Source organism: Calditrichota bacterium (genome assembly GCA_020637445.1).
Taxonomy (GTDB): domain Bacteria; phylum Electryoneota; class RPQS01; order RPQS01; family RPQS01; genus JABWCQ01.
In genome coordinates this window covers 328,340-352,295 of sequence record JACJVZ010000002.1, presented here as the reverse complement: position 1 = coordinate 352,295, position 23,956 = coordinate 328,340, and the positions used below count along the sequence as shown (strand labels likewise).

The following is a 23,956-nucleotide window of genomic DNA, read 5'->3' as shown; positions in this document are numbered from 1 at the left end:
TTTCTGAGTGTTTCACGTGAAACATCCACATCTCTCGGTGGATAACTTTGTGTAATTGCTCAGGATAGGTCTCGCTATTTCCGTCTAAACTCCGTAAATTCCTACTCCAAGAAGTATGGATTGGATGAGGCCGCTTCCGACCTGACTGTGAACAACCTGTGAATAGCGGTTTCGATTGACTCCTACACAAGAACAACACCTTCAGCACTATCTGAAGCGCGTCGCTGAAGCCGGCATCCTCCTCGTCTCTGTGGCGGATCGCTCGCGGCTTTCAGAGCGCCACTTAGCTCCGTCCTTAGCGGGGCTTGAACTGCTCCCGGAAACCGGGAAAATTTTGGACATTGGATCGGGCGGAGGGTTTCCGGCGATTCCTTTGGCAATCTTAACTCCTCATTTGTCATATACTTTAGTTGAGTCAAACTCAAGAAAAGCAGCCTTTTTGACACGTGTTTCACGTGAAACAGAGCTTTCTGAGCGAGTTACAATCCTCAATCAAAGAGTTGAAGACCTTCAAGGTGAGCGCTTTGATTGCATCATGGCGCGAGCTGTGACGGAGCTTCCGCTTTTGGTGAAATGGTGCCGTCCGCTTTTGGCTCGGGAAGGTTGTCTTCTGTTTTGGAAAGGACAGAATTGGCGACACGAAGCCTGGCCGGAGGAATTGGGCCTCAAGTTACTCACAGAACTCAACTTAGCTGATGGAAGTCGGCTGATTAAACTCATTATTGAACAGTGAAAGAATCCGTTTTTCAAGAACTCGCGGGACTCACGACTGAAGCCCGCAATCCGGACACGCAAAATCTCGACACGATGTCAACTCGAGAGATTTTGGAAGCCATGAACCGTGAAGACCGGAAGGTCCCGGAAATTCTCGCGGCCGCGATTCCGCAGATCGAGAAAGTCGTCGACCGGGTGGTGGAAGCTCTCTCGAAGGGTGGTCGGCTCCTTTATATAGGAGCGGGGACTTCGGGTCGGTTGGGAGTTTTGGATGCTGCCGAATGTCCGCCGACTTTCGGGACGGATCCGTGGCAGGTGCAGGGGTTTATTGCCGGGGGGTATGATGCTCTGGTGCGAGCCGTGGAGGGAGCCGAGGACAATCCGGATGGAGTGCTGCACGACTATGAAATGTGTTGCATAAATGAGGAGGACGTGGTGGTGGGGATCACGGCTTCGCGGCGTACGCCCTTTGTTTTGGGTGGTTTACGCCACGCGAAGGCACATGGATGCTTTACGGCGCTCCTCATATGCAACACCAGCGTGGACGCTGGACCCAATGCGCTGTCGCAGAAACTCAACGAGGTCGCGGATGTGATCATTGAATTGCCGGTGGGGCCGGAGGCTTTGACGGGGTCTACTCGATTGAAGGCGGGGACGGCGACTAAGCTTGCTTTGAATATGATCTCGACTGCTTCGTGGGTTCGGATGGGGAAGTGTTACGGGAATTTGATGGTGGATTTGCGGATGGGGAGTCAGAAGCTGCAGGCTCGGGCGCGGCGGATTATGATGGAGCTGACCGGCTGTGAGTATGAGTGGGCTGACGAACTTTTGCGCACGGCCGGGGGGGAACTCAAAACTGCTTTGGTGATGCACTTCCGTGGTTTGACATCGGATCACGCGCGGGAAGTTTTGGAAGAGAATGGTGGAAAGATTGTAGCCACATAAGGCAGCGGAGGAATCTCTTGGACGAGACGAACTTATTGAAACAACAAGAAGAGCTGTTTGAACGAATGATGAGAGAGCGTCCAGGCCTCTACCCGCATCTCATTCGTGACGGCGTTGTGAACTCGGAAGAATTCTTTAAACGAAAACCAAGAGTCGTTTTTCTCGCTAAAGACCCTAACTATGGAGAGATAGCAAAGGGTGAAACTCGAGACTTGTTTGATAGAATTCGCAAAGGAGGAAGTGAAGCAGAAGCAGATCTTTCAAAATGGACGAAACGCGGCATACTTGCGAAGTGGTTATCAGCGATTCATGGAGAAGGGCTAAGTTGGGACGAGTTAGTGCGAAATTCATCTGACATTAATTGGTGCTTGGAAAAGTTTAAGGGTTTCGCACTAGTAAACATAAAGAAGACAGCCGGCAAAGGAACCAATCCAAGAGAACAACTCGGAGACTATCACACTAAGTTGAATACACATGCACGTGAAGCAGCGGTATATCTTGCAGATCAGATTAGGCTTTATGATCCAGATATTGTCGTAGCATGTGGAACAGGTATCGGTATCATAAGAAATCTCTTTTCAAAGGATACTGCATCAGAAAATCGCACTAGACGCGGTTGGGTTTTCTATCAAATGAGCGGGGAAAAATTCAAGTTAATACCATATTATCATTTTTCAAGTCGAGTTGATGGCCGAATGCTTCATTATGGGCTTGTTGATGCAATCAATGAGATTTGTGATAGAAACTTCTGATTGTCCCTAAACCTTCACCTTAAGTAGGACTCTTGCGCGGGCGGATGCCATCCGCCCCTACATCAGAGGGGAGAGCAATATGGTTAGGGTTAACATAAGCAGGTGGAATTTCATCTATCCCTACAGTTGGGATTGACATCTGTTGTGTGATCTTTTGATTGGCAATAGAATCGAATCGCAAAGCATTTTTGATTTTGTCCGACGCGGGTGGATTGCCATCCGCCCCTACATTTGAAGTTGATGTCCATTTGAAATGACGAATACGCGATACACACGAAAGAACTCTTTGCGGCTGGAGGGGTATGATTACCGGTGGCCGGGGACTTATTTTGTGACGATCTGCACGGAGGGGCGGGAGAATTTGTTTGGGTCGATTGTAGATAGCAAAGTTGTGTTGAACGAATTGGGCGAGATTGTTAAGCGGGAGTGGGAGAAGTCGGGGGAGATTCGCGCATCGGTTGAGTTGGATAAATTTGTAATTATGCCGAATCATATTCATGGCATTATTATCTTAAACGACATATCGAACGATCAATATGGTGGGGCGGAAGGTCATCCGGAGGCAACCAAAGTTGTAGGGGCGGATGGCAATCCGCCCGCCCCAAGCGACACGAGAATCTTAGGCGCGAGAACAGAGTCAACATATCCGCGAACCGTCCCTGTGAGCACAGTCGTTGCGGCCTTCAAGCGAGCGTCAACCAAATCCATCAACGATCAGCGGGGAACGCGAGGTGATAGTGTCTGGCAGCGAGGCTTTTTTGATCGCATCATTCGCAACGAACACGAAATGGGTTTGGCGCGACAATACATCGTTGATAATCCCATGAATTGGGAATTGGATAGTAACAATTCGGATCATCGCGGCGATTTCTGGGAAGAATGACGCGCGACCATGTAAGAAGTCAAACATTATCGATATTGCCTGGAGCGGGTGGATTGCCATCCACCCCTACATCAAACCTTCACCACACATGCCACACAACCAAAAGCTTCCTGTGTCCACTTCTAAGTTGGGCTACACTACGTCGCACATTATTAAGCAGCCGCTCAAGAAAGTTTGGGAAGCGGTGACTGAAGAAAAGCACCTCAAGAAATATTTTGTCGACAAGCAGATCGGCGAGTGGGGGCCGGACCTCGCGCCGGTGCGGTGGTGGTGGAAAGAGTTCGGCGATATGACGATGGATATGTACCCGATCGAATACAAGAAATTCGAGAAGATCGTGTTCGTGGGGCCGGCCTACGGGCCGAAATATATGACGACGATGACGTTTGAGTTCGTCAAGAAGGGTCCGGGCGAAACGATTTTCCGGGTGCATGACTACGGCTACAAACAGAAAGATCTCAAAGTCGCGTTCACGATGTGCGAAGGGTGGACGGAGTTTCATACGTATTTGAAAGCGTACATGAAATTCAACGTGGATGTGATGAGGGAGCGAAAAATAGCAAAGAGGAAATAGCAAAGAGGAAAGAGGAAAGAGGAAATAGGAAATAGGAAATAGGAAACGGGGATTACTCCGGGTTCATACCTCTTACCTCATACCTCTGACCTATTCTGAGTTGCGGGGCTGTTTCACCCCCCCCCTTGCCCCCCCCCCCCCGCGAGCAGGGGGGAATATGAGAAAGGACGCTTATGTTTCGGGTTGCTCTCCTTATTATATATGCGCTGTCCGCGCTGCCGTCCTTTGCGGCGGATGAACCTGCCCGAGGGGATTCGTTGTATTTTGTACAACATTACACCGAAGCTGTCAAAGAGTTTAAGAAATTCGTCAAAAAGCACCCGAATCATGCGCGGACTTGGTACCGGTTGGGCTTTTCCGAACTGAAATCGGGGGAATACGCCGAGGCTGAGAAAGCCCTGAGCCGGGCAAACGAGCTGGGCTTCAACGTCGCCTACACGAATTTCAATTTGGCGTGCGCGCTGTCGCAACAGGGGAAGCTCGAACTTGCGACGGAGAAACTGCGCGCGAGTTTGGATGCGGGATATCCGTTCTCGGCGGTTGAAGCAGATCCCGATCTCGAAAATCTGCGAGCGAGCGAAAGCTGGCCCGCGCTGTTTTCAGAACTCGAAAAGTCCGCCAAACCCTGCGACTACGACACGCTCTACCGCCAATTTGATTTTTGGATTGGAGAGTGGGATGTCTTTCTGACCAACGGTGGGAATAAGGTCGGCGATAACATCATCACCAAAGAACAAAACGGTTGCCTGCTGCGTGAAAACTGGACATCGATCAGTGGGAATACGGGAACGAGCACCAACTATGTAAATCCCGAAACGCGCAAGTGGAATCAGATCTGGCACGGCGCGTCCGGCAACTACACCTACTACGAAGGCGAGTGGCAAGGCGGCGCGATGCGCTTCACCGGCACGAACTACGACTACGGCAAAGTCCCCGAGCACATGCGCATGACCTTCACGCCCAACGCGGACGGCAGCGTCCGCCAACTAATAGAATTGCAAAACGCTCTTTCAGAAGAGTGGACCGTTTCATTCGACGGAACCTATAAAAGGAAAGAACAATGATCCCAATTCCGCAAAACGCCGCGCATTGGCACGTCATATTAGTGCACGCTCCCGCGCTTTTCTTCATGGTCAGTGTTGTGATGATGAGTCTCGCGACCATTTGGAACGACGTGCGCTGGCAGCGAGTCGCACTGTGGTTTATCGTGGCCACGGCGGCGATCACTGCCATTACGTTCAAGTTCGGTGAAGAGGCCGAACATCTTGTGCGCATGCTGCCCGACACTAAAGGCTTCATTCATCCGCACGAAGAACTCGCCGAAGCCGCGCGCAATATCATAATCCCGTTTGGTATTCTGATTCTCGCGCTATGGTGGTTCACGCGCAAGCACACGATCTTACCCGCGTGGCTCTCGTGGGGATCTGTCGTGATCATGATCGGCATCATCATATTGTTGATGAACGTCGCGGAACTTGGCGGCAAGATCAACCATCCTGAGATTCGTCCCGGCTGGGTACCCGGCAGCAGTCCCGCCGCGATTCAGCACAACGACGAAGACGATGACGACGAAGACTGAGCATTTACAAACTGAGCAAATACAGGGAGAAGAGTTGTGGCCAAGAAAGCCGTAACCAAGAACGTGAATTATTCCGTCGCCACAGGCAAGATTTCTTTCACAGTGTCGCAGAGCTACCGCGCGCCGATGAAAAAGATCTGGGAAGCTGCCACAAAGAAGACTCATTTGCAAAAGTTCTTCGTGGACAAAGTCTCGGGCGACTTCAACGACAAATTCGAAACCGTGTTCTGGACTTTCGCGGGCCACGGCGAGTTTCCGATCTATCCTGTTGGATATGCACCGGGCAAATTCCTCGAGTTTTATTGGCCGATGTACGGCACAAGGAGCAAACTCTCGCTGGTTCGTTTCGACTTCACAGAAAAAAACGGACTCGTGACCGTAGAGATCACCGAGTCCGGTTGGAGTCAAAGCGGCTTGTCCTATGCCTTTGCCAACTGCGAAGGGTGGACGGAGTTCTTGGTTAATCTAAAAGCCTACGTGCTCCACAAGAAAGATTTGCGAACGAAGAAAAGGTAGAAAACCAAAAGGAGCCAAACTGCAGCACTTGATACAACGATACCACCAGAATCAATCTTATTAACGGAGCGTATCATGTATCGCATTTTCATTCTTATCGCGTTGCTTCCATCTTGGATTCAAGCCGCAACGCCGTTTGTGTCCGTGGGCCTTGCGCCTAATGTATCGGTTTTCAAATATCCTATAACAACTCACGAGCCTGTGGAATATGACAACACGTTCTTGGCTGTGGGTGGAACCCTCAGTGCCGGAGTCCGCGCTGCGCGTCACGAATGGTACGCGCGTTTCACGTGGAGCAATTCGGAAGGCGCGAAACATGACGCCAGATCGAGCGCCTACTTTGAAGACGTCGCGTCTGTGTACACGACCTATTCTGCCGTTGATCACTGGCACGATCAACGGCTCGTGCTTGGACATCGCTGGCTGCTTATGCAAAGTAAGCCCCAACCATTAGTGGGGTTCATCGGACTCGGACTCGCGACGGGCCGCACGAAGTGGCAACAAAGCTCTTTCCAAACAACAGAGTTGTATGACCCGGAATCCTTTGACGTATATCGCACTACAAGCAGCAGGACAAGCTCGAAACGCTCAGCCTACAGCTTCGGCGGCGCAACGGAAATCGGTGGGCGCGTATTGCTTTGGAAGAACCTGTCGTTCGAGACATCCGCGCAGCTCGGCGTCAACTACACGGTCATTCAAGAAAATGGAAGCGATTTCGGCCTCAGGTACAATCAAGGCGGCACTGTGATCGAGCCGTCACTGCGAATGGCACTTCGTTGGGATTTCAAGCAAGCGCTCGATTAGATCCTCACAAAGGATGACAGAAGAGATAGAAATAATGCTCGACTATACCACACTCGCCGCGCTCGAAGAAGACGGAGCCTTTGATACCCCGATGGAAGACACTCTGTACCTTGTAGATTTGGGAAATGTCCTGCTGAAACTGGATTTCGAGCGCTTTATCGCGCGCGCGGCCGAACGCGGCACGAGATCGCGCGACGAAATCCGCGAGCGGTACATACACGGCGAGAGCAAATCGAGCTTCGAAAGAGGCCGGTGCACCCCTGACGAGTTCATCGAAGAGCTGCGCGAGTTCTTGAATTGGCCCAAAACCGAAGCCAGCGCGACGAAGCTGCGCGACATCTGGTGCGACATCTTCGACGAATTCCCCGGCGTGCGCGACGCGCTCGAACAGTTGAAACTGATGGGCAGGGTGTGGGTGTTGTCCGATACGGACCCGCTGCATATTCAGTGGGTGTCGCGGAATTTTTCGTGGGCGCTCGATGTCGATCAAGTCCTGACCTCCTACGACCGCGGCAAACTGAAATCCGATCCCGGTGTTTTCGAGGAAATTGTAAAAGAGTCCGCGCTCCCCGCCGAGCAAATTCTGTTCATTGACGATCTGCAAAAGAATATAGACGCCGCGAACAAAGCGAGCATTTCCACGCACTTGTTTACAACGTGGGATAACGCGTGGTTAGAGATATGATTCGGAGTTTTGACGTGTCGTCATTCTGAAGCCGCTGCGGCTGAAGAACCTCTCTGATTTCCAGAGGGTTTCTTCACTGCGTTCAGGATGACGACGTTTTAAGAAGGGGCTAAGGTTTGAACCACTCCGGCGTCGCTGAATATTTCCAGACCGCGAATTTCGCCTTATATAGGTGGTAAAACTTCCGGTACGCGGCAACGGCATCACCGGGAACTTTGCATTCATCCGGCATCGCCTGCACGAACGGCGTCTTGCGCCGTGCTTTCGGCGCGGGAATATCCTGCGTACGAATCCACTCGAGGATTGGTTCGACCGCATGAACTTTATTGTAACGCCGCGAGTACTCTTTAGAAAGTTCCTCGCCCAATTCGAGCGCCCACAAGAAATTGCGGTCGTTAGTTCGAATCCAAATTGTGCAAGGATGAAGATAGTAACCGATCCCCCACGGATCGGGAGTACCGTCGGGCTTGGTGCGCGGAAAGTCTTTGAAAACACGTTTCAAGAACTTTTTGTTTTGTGAAGCGGCCCGCTTTTCGGCGAGAGTAGTCACGCCGTTCCAAATCCAGAAAGCCGAGACGAGCATCTGTGCAGTTTCAAGCGGCATCTTCACAATGTGGCGGTCGCAATGATCGCGCGCACACTTCGCAGGGTTTTTGTCGAGAATAAATAGGTTCATGGCTCGACAAAGAAGAGAAAAACAAGCAATTCCGCAAGACGGAACCAAAGTTATGCTTGCTTAATTTTTCTTTAATCACATGAAAAGCAACGATGTTATCCACTCTCTATGTGATTGGGTGAATAAGTCGTGTGGATTTGTGAAAAAAGTCAAAGAAGTGCGCGGAGACGGAATTCTGCGTGCAAATCCGGTCTGAAACGAGTTCGGCAAGTATGTATCGAGCGATAAATCTCGCTCCAAGTTTGTGAAAGGAGTCTCAAGACGATGAAAATAAAGCTCTTTCTGTTCATAAGTTGTGTATGGATGTGGACAGCATTCGCTTCCGCGCAAACCATTACATATAAGAAGTGGGGGGGAGACTTTGGAACAATCTCTGTCGCCGAAGTCGACACGGGCCATTTCCCCCTTGAGTTGAAAGATGCCGTGGACAGCCTTCGCAATGTCGATGGTATTGTCTTGGATCTAAACAAAGTGGACAGTTTCTGGCTGTGGAGCGGCACGATGTGGAAGTCCGTCAAACCTGCTTTTGATGATTATACAAAACCCTTGGTCATCTTGATCAATGAAAAAATCCGGACAGACTACCCTCTCTATTACTGGACAAAGCCGCGCGAGTGGACTCGTTTTGAGCCCAGCGGCAGCCATGAACAAGCCGAAACCAAACTGAAAGTTTTGCGCGGCCGCTACATGAAGGAAGGACAAGCCCGTATGGATTGGTTAATGCAGCAAAACGGAAAGAACCGGTGAATTTCGTCACAGACTTAGTTGATTGGATCACGCGGGTCGGTCAAGGACAAGTATGGCTGCTCGCGTTAGGTATTTTCGTTGCGCGTATCGCCGACCAGAGTTTTGCGACGCTGCGTACAATCTCCATTTTCCGTGGATTCAAAGTGCTGGCCGCATTATTTGGATTCATGGAAGTGTTCATTTGGATCAATGTCATTGCACAGGTGATTCGCAATTTGGACGATTGGTATTTGGGTGTTGTATATGCAGTGGGCTTCGCGGCGGGGAATTTTGTAGGAATGTGGATCGAATCGAGGTTGGCAATCGGACATCAAATGGTGCGCGTGATCTCGAAGCGCGAAGCAAACCTCGCCGATGAGCTTTGGAAATTGAACTATGCCGTTGTGGAAATGGACGGCCGCACCGTCGCAGGGGAGATGGACATTTTGTTTGTTGCCGAGAAGCGGCGTAACGTGCCGAAACTGCTGCGGCAAATTCACGAGATTGATCACGAAGCCTTCCTGACCGTAGAAGATGTCAAGCAGGTGGGTTTGCGCCAACGGGATCCGAGTGTTGTGTGGGGAGAAAAAATGATCGGCGATGTCGGCAAATGGGTGACGCACCCACTGAAGAAAAGGACAAAGGAAAAGGGATGAAGGATGGAATGATGATGGATAAGGGGTGAGCTATGGGCCCCTGCTTTCATATTTCATACTTCATATTTCATATTTTCTGATGCTCTCCCACGTCGAAATCTACGTCTCCGATTTGGAAAAGTCGCGCCGATTCTGGCAATGGCTGCTCTGCGAGGAATTGGGCTACGAGATCTATCAAGACTGGCCCGAGGGAGTGAGCTTTCGAGAGGGCGGAACGTACATCGTCTTCGTACAAACGCCGAAAAAACATCTATCTACGGGCTATAATCGCTGCCGGACCGGGCTCAACCACTTAGCCTTCCATGCGAGAACAAAATCACACGTTGATGACCTAACGGCCAAGCTCCGCGCCCGTGGTGTGACTATATTATATGAGGACCGCCATCCCCACGCCGGCGGCCCCGAAACCTACGCCGTCTTCTTCGAAGACCCCGACCGAATCAAGGTCGAGGTCGTTTTGGCGTTAGCAGAAGAATTGTAGGGGCGGAAGGCGTTCCGCCCGCAGTACGTGCATCGCGGCGGCAGGCGTCTTCACCTGCTCCGCTCACCAAGACTCCAAGAGCTTTGTCATCCTGAAGCCGCCGCGGCTGAAGGATCTCGCAGCTAACCCGAGAATTGAAAGTGCTAAGCAAACAAGTCGCCGCGCGGGAATCTGCCTTCCGTCATCCTTTGTAAGGATCTATTCGAGTACAACCGATGCCGTTTGTTCTTGTTACGATTGATCCCGAAACAAACAAGAAGAGTTGCAAGAACAACGTACGCGACATATGCACAATCTCGCGCAAGAACACCATTTACAACATGACTCATGTGGCAAGTTGAATATCTATACGATGCGATTGTCTCGAAGGAAGAACCAGAACGGATAGTTACACTGTAGTTGCAGATGGACCCCCTTAAGAAACGCATATATTCCTATAACGGATTTTCGGATACACTCGCCGCGCTGAACGATGCGCGGCATGGCGTGTTGGTCAAGAATGTGCCGGGTGCGTTGCCGGTTTTGATTGCGAGTTATGTCTTCGAGAAATCGAAGCGGCCGCTGTTGCTGGTTGCCGAGACTTTGGAAGACGCCGAAGAGTTCGCCGATGATTTGACAATTCTGCTCGGCGAAAATGTCACAAGTCTGTTTCCGGGATTGCCGGACTATCATCGCGAACTGAACCCGATTGAGCTTTCCGAGCGCGCCGAAGTGATGATGACACTTTCGCGTGCGAAGCAGCCGCTGGTTGTCGCGCCCGCGTCCGCTCTGCTCGATCCGCTGCCGGACTTGAACGACGTCTCGCGCAACACCTACACGCTTGCCAAAGGTGAAATTCTTCCGCGCGATTCGCTGATTCAGTTTTTACACGAATCCGGTTACACGCGCGAAGCGCTTGTCGAAGGCGTCGGACAATACGCCGTCCGCGGCGCCGTGCTCGATATCTATCCTTACGGCGGATCGCACGCCGTGCGTGTCGAATATTTCGGCGACGACATTGATGACTTGCGCAGCTTCGATCCGCAAACGCAGCGCTCGACTGGCAAAGTCGACGAAGTCACGATCATGGCTGCCGAAACTCCCGGCGTCGGCAATTCGCATCTGCTGCAATATCTTCCAGAAGACACGATCATCATCTGGTCGGAAGGTCGTCCGGCATATCAAGCGGTTAAGGAACGTTTCGAAGAACGCACAGCGAAACCGGGGCTGCGCCTGCGCGATCTGAAATCCCAAAACGGCGACGACACCGAAGAGGCCGACGAAGAAGAGCATCTGCGCGAAGAGCTGCACGACATCGTCTACGAAGAAGACGAAGATATTCCCGTTTCGATTCCCGAGCAGATGCGCGTGCTGCGCGATCCCGGTAAGTGGATGGAGCCCGAACTCATCTACACCGCCGCGCAAAAGTGCTCGCAACTCTTTTTGCACAGTGCGCCGCATCCCACCTCGCACACGCTTGACTTCGGCGGCGCTCCGCAAGAACGTTTCGCCTCGAACTTGCCGCTGCTTGCAGATAGAGTAAAGGAATACCACGGCCGCAATCTCGAAACAATTCTGCTCTGTGACAACCAACTCGCGGCCGATAGATTAGGACAAGTTCTGACTGAGCGCGGGGTGCCAGAAAACGCGTTCAGTTCGCGCGAAGGCGGATTGCGCCACGGTTTCATGTTGGAACCAGCGCAGCTTGTCGTCTTAGTCGATCACGACATCTTCGGGCGCAAGCGCCGCAAACGCGCGTTCATGAAATTCAAGAACGCCGTGCCGCTGCACGACATCGACGCGCTGAAAGTCGGCGACTTCGTTGTGCACGTCGAGCATGGCATCGGCAGATATTGCGGCCTGACCAAAATTACCGTCGGCGGCGTGCAGCGCGAAGTCTTGAAAATTGAATACCGCGACGGCATCAATCTCTTTGTCAAGCTCGAAAACCTCGCACAAGTTCAAAAGTATTCCGCCAAAGACGGGTTCCAACCTCCGCTTTCAAAAATCGGCGGCAAAGAGTGGCGCGAAATCAAACGCAAGACCAAAGAGTCGCTCGTTTCGATTGCGGAAGATTTGATTAAACTTTATGCGCGCCGCAAAGCAGAGCGCGGCGTCATCTATTCGCCGGATACGCCGTGGCAGCGCGAAATGGAAGCAAGTTTCCCCTATGAGGACACGCCCGATCAGTTGACTGCCAGCGAAGCCGTCAAGCAAGACATGGAAAGCGCTGTGCCGATGGACCGCCTGATTTGCGGTGACGTCGGTTACGGCAAAACCGAAGTCGCGATGCGCGCGGCCTTCAAAGCGGTGACCGACGGAAAACAAGTCGCAGTGCTAGTGCCGACGACCATTCTCGCACAGCAGCACTACCGCACATTTCGCGAGCGCTTCAAGAACTGGCCCGTCGAAGTGCGCGTCATTTCGCGTTTTCAATCCACGCGTGAACAAAAGGAAACGATCAAGAAACTCGTCGCAGGCGAAGTCGACGTCATCATCGGCACACACAGATTGCTTTCGAAAGACGTGCAGTTCGACGAGCTCGGTCTACTGATAATCGACGAAGAGCACCGCTTCGGCGTTGTGCAAAAGGAAAAGATTCGTTCGCTGCGCGCAAACGTTGATGTACTGGCGATGAGTGCCACTCCGATTCCGCGCACGCTTCACATGGCGTTGATGGGTGCACGCGATCTGTCGCAGATCACGACTCCGCCGCCGGGACGTCAGCCAATAGAAACCGACGTCGTTCCATTTTCCGAAAAAGTCATCAAGGAAGCCGTGCAGCACGAATTGCAGCGCGGCGGCCAAGTGTTCTTCGTGCACAACCGCATTCAGAGTATTCAGCAAGTCTCCGAGATGCTGCACCGTCTGATGCCAAAGATCCGCATCGGCGTCGCGCACGGTCAAATGAACGAGCACGAACTCGAACAGGTGATGCTTGATTTTTCGGAGCAGAATCTCGACGTTCTGATTTCGACGATGATCATTGAATCGGGTCTCGACATGCCGAATGTGAACACGATGATCATCAACCGGGCGGATCGTTTGGGAGTTGCGCAGTTGCATCAATTACGCGGCCGCATCGGCAGAAGCTCGCGCAAGGCTTACGCGTATTTAGTTGTTCCACCGCATTTCGAAATGTCGCGCATCGCGCGCAGCCGTCTCGCCGCTCTGACGAATTTCTCTTCGCTCGGCGCGGGCTTCCAAGTCGCCATGCGCGATTTGGAAATTCGTGGCGCAGGAAATCTCCTGGGACGGGAACAGTCCGGCTACATCAATTCCATCGGCTTCGAAATGTACCAGCAACTGATCGAAGAAGCGGTACGCGAAGTGCAAATTGACTCGCCGCAGGAAATGGAAGAAAAGCGCGAAGTCAAACTCAAAATCGACACAGACGCGTTTTTGCCCGAGACATATCTGTCCGAAAGCGGATTGCGTTTGAACATATACCGCGAGCTGTCCCGCGCAAAAGAGCTTGCAAAAGTTGAAGAAATCTCGCGGGAAGTCGAAGATCGTTTTGGCAAATTTCCCGAAGCGGCACGCAACCTCTTTGATATGGTGCGTGTGAGAATTCTCGCCGAAAAACTCGGCGCTGACGAAGTAAACGTATTAAATGACAGACTCGAACTCGGATTTGCCGCTGACCACATCGGCCGCGACAAAATGCTTTCGCTCGTATCGCGCAGCGGCAGCTATCCGATCGAATTCGACGCGACGAAGGGAGTCGTCGTCAGGCTGAGCCTGAAAGATGTCACAAAATGGGAAGACAAATTGTCCTATTCCGAAGACTACCTTGCCGCAGTCGCCGGAGAACTTACTGAAGCCGTATAGTTGGAGAACGCAATGTTTCGCCGTTTGTTAATTTTATCGCTATTGATACCCATATCCGCTTTCGCTTACGTTGAGGAATTCGGATCATTGACCGGATTCCTGATGGATACCTGCTCGAACTGCGCGTATGACAATTGGCAAGCGCACGTCTCGGAAAGAATCGTACGGCCGGGCTACAACGACTACGGTCCCGAAACGCTTGACCCGCAGACGGACGGGTTCGGTGGTTTCGAATACATACCTGAGAATCCAGAAGGCGACGCGACGCTCGCAAACTGGACGATTGTGTTTGGCGCGGCCATAAACGGACAATGGAACATTGTCGACTCTGTTTTGACCGCGAACGACAACCGCTGGAACTACGAGCTGGTGCAGTTTTCCGAGCCGGAGACACAACGCACGTACTATATCATTCGGGAGCGCCTTGACTCAAGTTTCGTGGACGTCAATGGCGACACGCTTCCGGAAAATGACGTGATCGGCGGATTCACAAAAGGCTGGGGCGTGTTTGTATTCAGCGACCAGCCACGTTATTCAAAAACGGCTCTGCAGTTGCCGCACCCCGAAGACGACTTTATGTCCATTCCGGTCGGAATTCAGATGTTTCAAGAAGTCGGCATGGAAATCTTGGAGATTGCCGGAGCGGGCCGCGAAGTGATGTGGGACAGCACGCAGCACGAGTACAACAATGCCCGGACATTGTCCGATCCGTCTCGCAACGCTCGTCATCCGTTTGCTGTTCTTTCGAAAGTCGTAACGGACGCATGGAATGCCCCGCCGGTTAATCCGTTTGTCATCATTCAGCTCCATTCCTATGACCATGCATCTCATCTGCAGCTTCCGGACATTCAGGTTTCATGCTTTGCCGACGATGCCTATCCGAATCCTCCGGTGCGCGATCTCGCCTACCACCGTGACTTGTTTCACGCGTTCCCCGTTTATCCAGTGACGGGGCTTGCCAGCGACCAGAATGTATGGAGTGTCATCGACAACTACATTGGTTTGTGGGGGGCACAACCGTACACTTACTACGGAGAAGACACTACAATCACCATTCGCAATGTCAATGATCTACCGGGCGCGCCGGGCAACGTAGAGGCCGATTATTGCCATGACGGCCAGAGCGTCAGCTACGATACGGAAAACTTCATTCATATTGAGTTGGACGAATATCCCGACGAGCTTTGGCGTCCGCTCGATTGGGTTCGCTGGCTGCCGGACGCACCGCCGACACATTGGGGCACGTACATCAACGCACTCGAGTTCTATGCTCCTTTCATAAGCGCAATCGATTCAATGCTGGCTTGGCGGGAAGTTCCTGACACGACGCCGCCGGTGACGTGCATGATGAACAAGGTGTATGATTTCGGCAATGGAACGGTAGAAGTTCAATGGGAGCCGAACGCGCTCGACCGGCATTTCAACACCTATGAAATCTATTATGATACGCTCAACGTTTCGCTCTCTTCCCCACATGTGTCGCGTTCGACCAATGGGTTTCAAGGCTTGGGCAACATGTTTCTGTCGAGCCGAACGCTGGAAGACTTACCCGCTCCCGTCTGGCGATATCATTTCGCGATTCGCGCGAAAGACATGGCGGGCAACGTCACGCCGCTCTCTCCGGCACTAAGCATCACCGAAGGTTATGTGAGCGATCTCGCGGTCACGGTGGACGGAGATTCACTTCGACTGTTTTGGAATGCGAGCCCTTCTGATTCTGCCTTCGAAGTTCGCGAATATCCTCCCGACACCGGCGGATACTATATTATCGGAATTACTGATACAAATACATTTGCATTCGAACCGTCGGTATACTCTTACCTTGGCCCGTGTATTCTTGAAATTAAAAGGATAATTAGACCATGATTCGCCGCGTGTTCATCCTGTTGTGCTTGCCTGTCGCCGCATGCGCAATGGTAGAAGAAACCGGTTCGCTGTATGGGTTTATGTTGGACACTTGTTCGACGTGTGCTTACGACAATTGGCTGTCGCATGTATCAGAGAATGTCGTTCGTCCGGACTACAACGATTACGGTCCCGACAATCTCGATCCGCAAACCAACGACTTCGGCGGCTTCACGTACATTCCGAACACCACAGCCGGAGATACGACACTGGCTCGGTGGAGACAGGTGTTTCAGTTTGCGATTGACAATGAGTGGGGAAGTGTCGACTCGATGCTTGCACTTTATGACGCGCAATGGAATTATGAGTTGGCACACTTGGTGGACGACACAACTGGGCGCGAACACTTTATTATCCGCGAGCGGATCGATTCAGTATTCGTAGATGTTAACGGGGACGCGGACCCCGCGAACGACGTAATTGGCGGATTTCACCGGGGGTGGGGAGTGTTTGTGTTTAATCCCGCGCCGCGCCATCCGTACACGATCATTCAGATTCCGCATCCGCAGGATGACTACATGGCTCCGCCGATCGCGACGGAAATTTATGTGCGCGACGGATTCAATATCTTGATGATTGCGGGCGCGGGGCGCGAGGTGATGTGGGATTCGACGCAGGGAACGTACACGAACTCTTTATCTTTTTCCGATCCCTCACGCAACGGCCGCCACCCGTTTCAAGTCTTGACAGAAGTCGCCAAAGACAATTGGGATACGCCGCCGGTGTCGCCGTTCTTGGTCATTCAGTTGCATTCGTATGACTTGGACGAACATCCGGCGCTCGGCGATATGCAAGTCAGCGCATACCGCTACGACGCGTCCCCCAATATGCCGTTGCGCGACGTTGGTTTGCATCGAGATTTTGTTCATGCGTTGGGCCGCTATCCCGTGCAAGGAGTGGACGGAGACGAAAGCATACTTACGTCGATAAACCAGTATATCACACTGTGGTGTTCTCCGCAATACTCGTTTTTCGGCGAAGACACTGTGACGATTGCGTCGATCAATGACTATATCGGCGCGCTCGAAAATCAGCAAGCGCTTTATTGCCACGACCCGCACGACAATCTCTTTGACACGGAAAACTTCATTCATATTGAGTTGGACGAATATCCGGACGTACTCTGGGTGCCGCACGATTTCGCGCGCTGGCTGCCCGGTTCTCCGCCCGCGCTGCTGTCCAATTTTCGAGTGGTGGTGGAATACTACTCCACATTCATAAACGCCGTCGATTCGATGTTGACGTGGCACGACACTCCGGATACGACCGCTCCGCAGGCCGTCGAGATCAGCAGCGTCGTTGAGACGGGCCCGACGAGCGTCCGAGTGAATTGGGAACCGCGCGCTTATGATCAGCATTTTGACACGTACGAGATATTCTACGACACGGTCGCGATTTCCGCGGCTTCGCCGTCCGTTACGAGAACGTCGGCAGTTCCCTACGAACCGATGAGTGATCAGAACATCGTAAGCCAGCGAGTCTACACACTGACGGCTCCGCTCGACCGCTATCGGTTCGCTGTGCGCGCGCGCGATATGGCGGGAAACATTTCGCAGCTTTCTCAGGAGTGGGGGATTGTCGATTCGCTGCTGCACGACGTTTCTATCATCATGGGTGACGATATGCTTCATCTCTATTGGAGCGGCGACTACTACGACGACCACTACGAGATTTGGGAATTCCCGCTGGACTTTGGCGGTTATTTTCTGATCGGCACGACGTCCGATACAACCTTTGCTTTCGCTCCCACCGGAGCTTTCGGCCCCGGCCCCTACACCCTTCAAGTCAAGAGAATATTCACTCGTTGACCATTCACAGTGCTTCCACTCCCAACGACCTGCGCCGCATCTATCCTGTTGTCCACGAACTCCGGCCGCACCTCACCGAAGAACAATTCATCGCGCAAGCCCAAAGACAGGCCGATAGCCAAGATTACCTCCTTATATATGTAGAGGTCTCTGGCGGGAATGTGGCCGGGGTGGCCGGATATCGCCCGGTTGAGATGTTACATTGGGGAAAAGTTTTGTATATTGATGACTTGGTCACGGCACAGACCCACCGTGGACAGGGGGTTGCTGACCATTTGTTCAATTATATCGTGAATCAGGCGCGGAAACAGCGACTCGATGCGGTGCATCTGGACAGCGGCACACATGCTGGTCGTTGGGACGCCCACAGGTTCTACCTGAAACATGGGATGAACATCACGAGTTATCACTTTGTCTTGAATCTGAAACAAACATAAACGGATCGAAGAAAATGCAACGCTACCTCATGCTGCTCGGCTTGATCGCAATCGTAATCGTCGCCGGCTGCAAGAAGCAAGAACCTTACATCGCCAAAGTAGGCAACGAGATCATCACGGAACAGCAATACCGTGACGCGATGCTCATGCAGTTCCGTACGGACGAGAACATCCAGCAACGAACCCTCGAAGAACGCAAGAAGATTCTAACCGACATGGCACTCGAAGAGGCCAAGTATCAAGAAGGTCTCGCGCGCCATTACGACGAAAACGTCGAAATTGCACAGGGAATCGAGAACGCCGCCAAGCGCCGCGCACTCGATCTGCTCTACACCGAGAAAATCATCGACGCCGTGATCACAGACGACATGGTCAAGGATTTTTACGACAACTCCGCTAAGGAAATTTCGGCACGGCATATTCTGATTAAGAAGAGCGCAGCCGATACGACCGACGCCGACAAAGCGCGTTTGAAGGCCCGCATCGACTCGATCAAGACCGCGATTGAAAAGGGTCTCGATTTCAAAGCGGCCGCCAAACAGTTGAGCGAAGACGCGACGACCGCAGCAGACTCCGGGGATCTTGGTTGGTTTCCGTGGGGCCGCATGGTCGATGAGTTCCAGCGCGCAGCATGGAAAGCCGAGCCGCATAAACTCGCCGGCCCGGTCGAGTCTCCGTTCGGTTGGCACTTGATCATGGTGGATTCGGTTCGCCAAGTTGAAGGCCGCAAGCCTTTTGAAGAGTCCAAAGAAGAAATCGCCGGCCGCCTTCGCGACGTCGAATCACAAAAACTCTCGGAAAAGGCCCGCGAATACGTCGATGCTCTGCACGACGAATACGGCCTGAAACTCGAAGACAACGTGCTGAAGATGTTCACGGACAAATTGAACGATCCGCAAACGCCGCTCAATCAGGAGCTCGGTCCGGTCTTCACAGCCGAACAGAAAAAGGAAGTCGCCGCAACGCACAAGCTGGGAACGGTCACGGTTGATGACATGATTCAAAAGGTCGGCGGCAATGCCTATCGCGTGGACTGGAAAAATCCGCAGTCAGTAAAAGATCTCGTGAACGCGATTTGCGAGCCGCAGTTTCTCGAAGACAAAGCGGCCAAAGAAGGATTCGTCAAACGCGCCATGGATGACCCCGCGGTCGTTCAACAGAAGAAATCCGCAATCGAGCGGTTAGTCGAAAAGGTCGATATCACCGACAAGCTCGAGTTGGACGAAAACTCGGACAAAGCCTATTACGAATCACACTTGCAGGATTTCATTCAGCCGGAAACTCGCACGATTCGCGAAATCTTCATTAAGGACGACAGCAGCAAGGCAGAACGCGTGCGCGACCGTGCGATGAAAGGCGAGAATTTCCAAAAGCTCGCATGGCAATTCAACGAGAAGGAATCAACCAAGCGTGACTCGGGCCGCATCGGACCGTTCGAAGAAAAACGGTTCGGCCTAATCGGAAAAACCGCTTTCCGCTTGGAGAAAGTCGGCGACGTTTCCGAAGTCGTGAAGATCGGCAAGAATTTCTCGGTCGTGCAGTTGTTGGATATCATACCTTCCCGCACGATGACATGGGAAGAAGCCAAGAACGAGGCGCGCCGGGAGAACCGGACTATTCGCACGAAGCAGTTGCAGGACGATCTCGAAAAGATGCTCTTTTCTCGCTATCCATTGAAGATTGATGAAGAGAAACTTAAGACCATGTGGCCGCTGCCTCCCGAGCGGCAGGAACGCGCCGCACGTGATCAATAAACTTTGGTTTGCGCTGTTTGGTCTGCTTTTGATCGCCGGCTGCACAAAGACAGATAGCAGCGGAGTCGTCGCCGAGGCGGGAAACCGCAAGTTGACTCGCGAGGGATTCAAGGAATGGTCTGGTGAAAATCTCGACAGTCTCGGTACCGACGAACGGCAGCTCATGCTGTCCAAGTGGTTGGACATGGCCATGCTCGAGCAGGAAATTGAGTCGGCAAAGCTGCGCGAGAATCCCGAGTATGTCCTAAAAGAGCGTGAGATCGCGAACCAATACTACCGTGCGATTCTGCTTTCGCGTCAACCGTCGCCGGAAATTTCAGACTCGCTGATTGCGGCCTACTACGCGGGACACCAAGACGAATTCAAGCGTCCGACGGACAGCTATTTGATAGAGAGCTTCTGGTGTGAGTCTGAAGATTCGCTGAAGGTTTTTCGTCGTGCGCTGCAGCAAGCGGACACAGCAAATCTCCGTTCAGGTTTTGTCATCTGGGAAGGCCGCTGGTTGGCCTCCGCCGAGGAGCTGGACCCTCCCCTGCTCTACGGCGTGCGCAACACCGAGCCGGGTGGTCTGACACAAGTCTTGCCGTTTGGTGAAGGATATCGACTCGTGCGTTTGCATGAAGTATATCCGAAAGGAGCACAGCTCGGTCTCGACGCGGTGCGCGGTGAAATTCGGGAACAGCTCTTGACAGAGCAGAGTCAAAGAAGACAAGAGCGGCTGGACAACGATTTGCGCAGCCGCTATCAGCCGAAGATAATGGGTGAATCTAAATGATAAGACTGCTGGTCGCGGCGATACTCGCCTGCGTCATGTTTGCGAATGCGGAAGAAGTAATTGACCGGGTCGTCGCCGTCGTGGACGACGAGATCATTCTCGAGTCAGAGGTTTTGCAGTACATGCAATACACGATGGGCACGGAAGCGAACCTTGATTCGCTGTCGCAGGAACAATTGACACAGCTTTCGTCGCAAGTGTTGGACGACCTAATCGCGCAGAAACTGCTGCTCACACGCGCGCGCGCCGATTCGATCACCGTGACGCAAAAGGAAGTGGACCGCGAGTTGGACGGGCGCATCAAGAACTTGATGGATCAAGTTGGCGGGCAGGACAAACTCGAATCATACTACGGCATGCCGCTGAGCAAAATCAAACGGCAATTCCGTCCGTTAGTCGAGGAAACCCTGCTCATCGAGCGCATGCGCCATCAACACATGGCGAATGTGAAGGTCTCGCGCAGCGAAGTGGTGGAATTCTGGAATGCAATCAAGGACTCCGTTCCGCCTCTGCGTGACGCGATTCGTCTCGCACATATCCTCTTGCAGGACAGGGTTTCGGAATCTTCAATCCAATCCGCGATTGCCCGCGCCGATTCGGCCCGTCAAGTAATTCTCTCCGGCGAGATTACGTTCGAAGAATACGCGTCGCGCTACTCCGACGATACGGGTTCGGCGGCAAACGGCGGAAAACTTGGCACGACCAACCGCGGTGATCTTGTGCCCGAATATGAAGCAGTCGCCTACGCACTCGAACCCGGAGAAATCAGCGAACCCGTTGTCTCGCCTTTTGGAGTGCACTTGATTCGCTTGAATGAGCGCACCGGTGAAAAAATCAACACCAACCACATACTCTTCAAAGTCGAACCCGATTCCGTCGACGAAGCCGCTACCATGGCCGAGGCAGAGTCCTTAGTTGTAAGACTTCGCAACGGCGATGATTTTGTGGAGCTCGCTCTTAATCTCTCGGCCGACACAAAAACCGCAGCCAATGGCGGCGATTTGGGTTGGTTTAGTCCCGCCGAACTCCCGGAAGAGTTCAAAGCTCCGCTTGAGGGCAAAAAGAAAGGCGAGTACACGGATCCTTTCCGTACGATATTCGGTGTTCACATCGTCAAGGTTACAGATCGCGTTTATTCCCGCGCAATTACATTGGAGGAAGACTTCAGCCGCATCGAGCAAATGGCACTGGCCAAAAAGCAAGACGAGGAATTCCGAAAGTGGCTTGAAAAACTGGCGCAGGAAACTTACGTGGAACGCAAGAGCTAAGACTGTATCCGCACAGGAACAAAAAAGCCCCTCACAAGAGGGGCTTTTCTATTTCACATGAGCCCTGAAGGAATCCGGGTTTGATCAAGTATTGCTTGGGCGGAGAACGCCGTATGCATCCTGACTCGCAGAAAGCGAAGTCAGCAATTTGTCACGTGTAATATCAACCGGCTAATGCGCAGGTATCGTCAGCACCGCGCAGGGCGAGCGCCTTACTACAGCTTCCGCAACGGAGCCGAACAAGAACCTCTTGAGTCCAGTTCGTCCGTGAGTCGCAATCACGATCACGTCCGGTTTGATCTTTTCTGCGACCAGCACGATCTCATGTGCGGGATCGCCCATTTCGAGATGTTTAGTAACCCGGATGTCGGGTTTCACAAACTTCTTGATCGCTTCATCGAGCGATTGCTGATAGCTTTTCATCAGCTCGGTTTCATACTGTTTTACGTCAAACGACGCGCCTCCCGACGCGGGTGGCAATTCCACTAAGGGTACGGGCGGAACCACGTGCAGCACGTGCAAGTCGGCATTGTAGCGCCGCGCGAGTTCATCCGCAGTACGGAGTGCACGGTATGACGACTCAGAAAAGTCAATCGGGCTGAGTATAAGGCGGAAGTCAAGCATGACAAACCTCCGAAAAATTCGCGTTGAAAAATTGCGAGCAATTGCGTATTTTGGAGTGCGAGTTGCAATTGCCTATAAATTACAATCGCAACTATGACAATAAGTTCCCGCAGTGGAAATTTGATGTAGTTAGTCAATTTCCTGCGGTGTTATAACATAAGGAAAAAGCAGGACATGAGTTCGCATATTGCAGAAGCTCCAGTAGCGCCCCCCGAACTGCTGGAGAAAGCGATAGATGCGTTGCGTTGCGTAGCATCAAATGATCGCGTTTTTGTCGGATCGGGTTTAGCAGTACCTCAATTATTAGTTGAAGCTCTCGCCGCGCGCGGGGCCGAGTTGGAAGGCGTTGAAGTCGCGCATTTGATGACTTTTGGCCCGGCACCTTATGCCGACCCCGGCATGGAAAAGAGTTTCCGGACCAACGCCCTCTTTACCGGTGCCAATGTCCGTGCCGCGATCAACGAAGGCCGCGGGGACTATACCCCCATATTTTTGTCCGAAATTCCCGAACTTATCCGAAGCGGCGCGCTAAAGATTGACACCACTTTGGTGCAAGTGACGCCGCCCGACCATCACGGTTTCTGCAGCCTCGGCATCGACTGCGCGTGTACGCTCGAAGCCGTCCGTCATTCCAAAAACGTGATTGCATTGGTCAACGAAGAGATGCCGCGGGTGTACGGCGAGAATTTCTTGCACAAGTCCGTTTTCAGGTCGATGGTTCAGTATGACCACCCGCTGCCCGAGTTGCCGCGTAAGAAACCCAGCGACGCCGAAAAGCTGATCGGTTTGTTCTGTGCCGAACTTGTTCCCAACGGCGCATGTCTGCAATTGGGTATCGGCGCGATTCCCGACGCGGTGTTGGCGAGCTTGACCAACAAGCGCGATCTCGGAATGCACACTGAGATGTTCTCCGACGGTGCGGTGGAACTTGTAAATGCTGGCGTCATCAATTGCCGCGCGAAGAATTTGCATAAAGACAAAATGATCGCGAGCTTCGTGCTCGGATCGAAATTGCTGTACGACTTTGTCAAGAGCAATCCGCTGGTCGAGTTCCGTCCCGTGGATCATACGAACGATCCGTTCGTGATTGCGCGCAACGACAACATGATTTCGATCAACAGCGCTCTGCAAGTCGATTTGACCGGGCAAGTTTGTTCGGATTCAATCGGTCACTCGATCTTCTCGGGATTTGGCGGACAGGTTGACTTCGTGCGCGGAGCTTCCCGCAGTCACGGGGGCAAGCCGATTATCGCGCTCGAATCCACAGCCAAGAGCGGCACGATTTCGCGTGTCACTCCGGTCTTGTCACCGGGCGCGGGTGTGGTCACGAGCCGTGCCGACGTACACTATGTGGTCACGGAATACGGCGTCGCCTATCTTCACGGCAAGACCATTCGCGAACGCGCGCATGCGTTGATTAGAATCGCGCATCCCAAGTTCCGCGAAGAGTTGAAGTATGCCGCCGAGCAGCGCAAATTAATCTAAAACCAAATTTCCCCCAAACAGGGGGATTAAAGGGGGGCTGAATTCTAATGAGTTCAGCCCTCTCTTGTTTCCTGCTTAAAAGAACCCACCATCAGGAGC

23 protein-coding genes are annotated in these 23,956 nt (G+C 52.5%); 21 read left to right on the top strand and 2 right to left on the bottom strand.

Annotated features, from left to right (window positions below; genetic code table 11):
* Positions 1–175 precede the first annotated feature (175 nt).
* From rsmG to H6507_09255, 10 genes are all read left to right on the top strand, one after another.
* A complete protein-coding gene (rsmG, locus tag H6507_09300) occupies positions 176–733 on the top strand; it encodes a 16S rRNA (guanine(527)-N(7))-methyltransferase RsmG (GenBank protein MCB9369288.1) in 558 nt (185 codons plus the stop codon).
* Positions 730–1,659, top strand: coding sequence for an N-acetylmuramic acid 6-phosphate etherase (gene murQ, locus H6507_09295; GenBank protein ID MCB9369287.1), 930 nt, complete (start codon positions 730–732; stop codon positions 1,657–1,659). Before rsmG ends, murQ begins: the two co-directional genes overlap by 4 nt.
* A gap of 17 nt (positions 1,660–1,676) precedes the next feature.
* On the top strand, positions 1,677–2,411 hold the full coding sequence (locus H6507_09290; protein ID MCB9369286.1) for a hypothetical protein: 735 nt from the start codon (positions 1,677–1,679) through the stop codon (positions 2,409–2,411).
* Positions 2,412–2,664: 253 nt separating this feature from the next.
* Positions 2,665–3,294, top strand: a complete 630-nt coding sequence (locus tag H6507_09285) for a transposase (protein ID MCB9369285.1) — start codon at positions 2,665–2,667, stop codon at positions 3,292–3,294.
* A 112-nt stretch (positions 3,295–3,406) separates the two neighbouring features.
* Positions 3,407–3,868 (top strand): SRPBCC domain-containing protein, encoded by a 462-nt coding sequence (locus tag H6507_09280; GenBank protein MCB9369284.1) that lies wholly within the window; start codon positions 3,407–3,409, stop codon positions 3,866–3,868.
* A 173-nt stretch (positions 3,869–4,041) separates the two neighbouring features.
* A complete protein-coding gene (locus H6507_09275) occupies positions 4,042–4,932 on the top strand; it encodes a tetratricopeptide repeat protein (GenBank protein ID MCB9369283.1) in 891 nt (296 codons plus the stop codon).
* A complete protein-coding gene (locus tag H6507_09270) occupies positions 4,929–5,447 on the top strand; it encodes a hypothetical protein (protein MCB9369282.1) in 519 nt (172 codons plus the stop codon). Before H6507_09275 ends, H6507_09270 begins: the two co-directional genes overlap by 4 nt.
* 36 nt (positions 5,448–5,483) lie before the next feature.
* On the top strand, positions 5,484–5,963 hold the full coding sequence (locus H6507_09265) for an SRPBCC domain-containing protein (protein MCB9369281.1): 480 nt from the start codon (positions 5,484–5,486) through the stop codon (positions 5,961–5,963).
* A gap of 75 nt (positions 5,964–6,038) precedes the next feature.
* On the top strand, positions 6,039–6,767 hold the full coding sequence (locus H6507_09260; GenBank protein MCB9369280.1) for a hypothetical protein: 729 nt from the start codon (positions 6,039–6,041) through the stop codon (positions 6,765–6,767).
* Positions 6,768–6,780: 13 nt separating this feature from the next.
* Positions 6,781–7,452, top strand: coding sequence for an HAD-IA family hydrolase (locus H6507_09255; protein ID MCB9369279.1), 672 nt, complete (start codon positions 6,781–6,783; stop codon positions 7,450–7,452).
* Between the two features lie 109 nt (positions 7,453–7,561).
* Here H6507_09255 and H6507_09250 read toward each other — a convergent pair whose 3' ends face one another.
* Positions 7,562–8,128 carry a hypothetical protein gene (locus tag H6507_09250; protein MCB9369278.1) on the bottom strand — a complete coding sequence of 189 codons (567 nt, stop codon included), beginning with the start codon at positions 8,126–8,128 and terminating at the stop codon, positions 7,562–7,564.
* Between the two features lie 264 nt (positions 8,129–8,392).
* On the opposite strand from H6507_09250, the gene H6507_09245 reads away from it, so the two are divergent.
* The 10 genes from H6507_09245 to H6507_09200 all read left to right on the top strand — a co-directional run bounded on the left by H6507_09245 (position 8,393) and on the right by H6507_09200 (position 21,748).
* Complete coding sequence (locus H6507_09245; protein MCB9369277.1) at positions 8,393–8,875, top strand: hypothetical protein; 483 nt, start codon at positions 8,393–8,395, stop codon at positions 8,873–8,875.
* Positions 8,872–9,510: a DUF2179 domain-containing protein gene (locus tag H6507_09240; GenBank protein MCB9369276.1), complete on the top strand. Its 639-nt coding sequence runs from the start codon at positions 8,872–8,874 to the stop codon at positions 9,508–9,510. The genes H6507_09245 and H6507_09240 overlap by 4 nt, the downstream gene beginning before the upstream one ends.
* Positions 9,511–9,589: 79 nt before the next feature.
* Positions 9,590–9,991, top strand: coding sequence for a VOC family protein (locus H6507_09235; GenBank protein MCB9369275.1), 402 nt, complete (start codon positions 9,590–9,592; stop codon positions 9,989–9,991).
* A gap of 405 nt (positions 9,992–10,396) precedes the next feature.
* On the top strand, positions 10,397–13,801 hold the full coding sequence (gene mfd / locus H6507_09230) for a transcription-repair coupling factor (GenBank protein ID MCB9369274.1): 3,405 nt from the start codon (positions 10,397–10,399) through the stop codon (positions 13,799–13,801).
* A 12-nt stretch (positions 13,802–13,813) separates the two neighbouring features.
* Positions 13,814–15,667, top strand: coding sequence for a hypothetical protein (locus H6507_09225; GenBank protein MCB9369273.1), 1,854 nt, complete (start codon positions 13,814–13,816; stop codon positions 15,665–15,667).
* Entirely contained in the window at positions 15,664–17,514 is a 1,851-nt protein-coding gene (locus tag H6507_09220; protein ID MCB9369272.1) for a fibronectin type III domain-containing protein, read from the top strand. The genes H6507_09225 and H6507_09220 overlap by 4 nt, the downstream gene beginning before the upstream one ends.
* Complete coding sequence (locus tag H6507_09215; GenBank protein MCB9369271.1) at positions 17,511–17,951, top strand: GNAT family N-acetyltransferase; 441 nt, start codon at positions 17,511–17,513, stop codon at positions 17,949–17,951. The genes H6507_09220 and H6507_09215 overlap by 4 nt, the downstream gene beginning before the upstream one ends.
* Positions 17,952–17,965: 14 nt before the next feature.
* On the top strand, positions 17,966–19,705 hold the full coding sequence (locus tag H6507_09210; GenBank protein ID MCB9369270.1) for a peptidylprolyl isomerase: 1,740 nt from the start codon (positions 17,966–17,968) through the stop codon (positions 19,703–19,705).
* A complete protein-coding gene (locus H6507_09205) occupies positions 19,695–20,480 on the top strand; it encodes a peptidyl-prolyl cis-trans isomerase (GenBank protein MCB9369269.1) in 786 nt (261 codons plus the stop codon). Before H6507_09210 ends, H6507_09205 begins: the two co-directional genes overlap by 11 nt.
* Positions 20,477–21,748, top strand: coding sequence for a peptidylprolyl isomerase (locus H6507_09200; protein MCB9369268.1), 1,272 nt, complete (start codon positions 20,477–20,479; stop codon positions 21,746–21,748). Before H6507_09205 ends, H6507_09200 begins: the two co-directional genes overlap by 4 nt.
* Before the next feature lie 171 nt (positions 21,749–21,919).
* Here H6507_09200 and H6507_09195 read toward each other — a convergent pair whose 3' ends face one another.
* Positions 21,920–22,372, bottom strand: coding sequence for a universal stress protein (locus tag H6507_09195; protein MCB9369267.1), 453 nt, complete (start codon positions 22,370–22,372; stop codon positions 21,920–21,922).
* 174 nt (positions 22,373–22,546) lie between these two features.
* Between H6507_09195 and H6507_09190 the strand changes: the two genes are divergently transcribed.
* Positions 22,547–23,857: an acetyl-CoA hydrolase/transferase family protein gene (locus H6507_09190; protein ID MCB9369266.1), complete on the top strand. Its 1,311-nt coding sequence runs from the start codon at positions 22,547–22,549 to the stop codon at positions 23,855–23,857.
* Positions 23,858–23,956 lie beyond the last annotated feature (99 nt).

What these genes read in the sequence shown, in the direction of transcription:
- H6507_09245 (MCB9369277.1), top strand. Translation starts at nt 8,393, where the DNA reads ATGAAAATAAAGCTCTTTCTGTTCATAAGTTGTGTATGGATGTGGACA.
- H6507_09250 (MCB9369278.1), bottom strand. Translation starts at nt 8,128, where the DNA reads ATGAACCTATTTATTCTCGACAAAAACCCTGCGAAGTGTGCGCGCGAT.
- H6507_09210 (MCB9369270.1), top strand. Translation starts at nt 17,966, where the DNA reads ATGCAACGCTACCTCATGCTGCTCGGCTTGATCGCAATCGTAATCGTC.
- H6507_09195 (MCB9369267.1), bottom strand. Translation starts at nt 22,372, where the DNA reads ATGCTTGACTTCCGCCTTATACTCAGCCCGATTGACTTTTCTGAGTCG.
- H6507_09200 (MCB9369268.1), top strand. Translation starts at nt 20,477, where the DNA reads ATGATAAGACTGCTGGTCGCGGCGATACTCGCCTGCGTCATGTTTGCG.
- H6507_09285 (MCB9369285.1), top strand. Translation starts at nt 2,665, where the DNA reads ATGACGAATACGCGATACACACGAAAGAACTCTTTGCGGCTGGAGGGG.
- H6507_09270 (MCB9369282.1), top strand. Translation starts at nt 4,929, where the DNA reads ATGATCCCAATTCCGCAAAACGCCGCGCATTGGCACGTCATATTAGTG.
- H6507_09255 (MCB9369279.1), top strand. Translation starts at nt 6,781, where the DNA reads ATGACAGAAGAGATAGAAATAATGCTCGACTATACCACACTCGCCGCG.
- H6507_09225 (MCB9369273.1), top strand. Translation starts at nt 13,814, where the DNA reads ATGTTTCGCCGTTTGTTAATTTTATCGCTATTGATACCCATATCCGCT.
- mfd (MCB9369274.1), top strand. Translation starts at nt 10,397, where the DNA reads ATGGACCCCCTTAAGAAACGCATATATTCCTATAACGGATTTTCGGAT.
- H6507_09260 (MCB9369280.1), top strand. Translation starts at nt 6,039, where the DNA reads ATGTATCGCATTTTCATTCTTATCGCGTTGCTTCCATCTTGGATTCAA.
- H6507_09190 (MCB9369266.1), top strand. Translation starts at nt 22,547, where the DNA reads ATGAGTTCGCATATTGCAGAAGCTCCAGTAGCGCCCCCCGAACTGCTG.
- H6507_09235 (MCB9369275.1), top strand. Translation starts at nt 9,590, where the DNA reads ATGCTCTCCCACGTCGAAATCTACGTCTCCGATTTGGAAAAGTCGCGC.
- H6507_09275 (MCB9369283.1), top strand. Translation starts at nt 4,042, where the DNA reads ATGTTTCGGGTTGCTCTCCTTATTATATATGCGCTGTCCGCGCTGCCG.
- H6507_09220 (MCB9369272.1), top strand. Translation starts at nt 15,664, where the DNA reads ATGATTCGCCGCGTGTTCATCCTGTTGTGCTTGCCTGTCGCCGCATGC.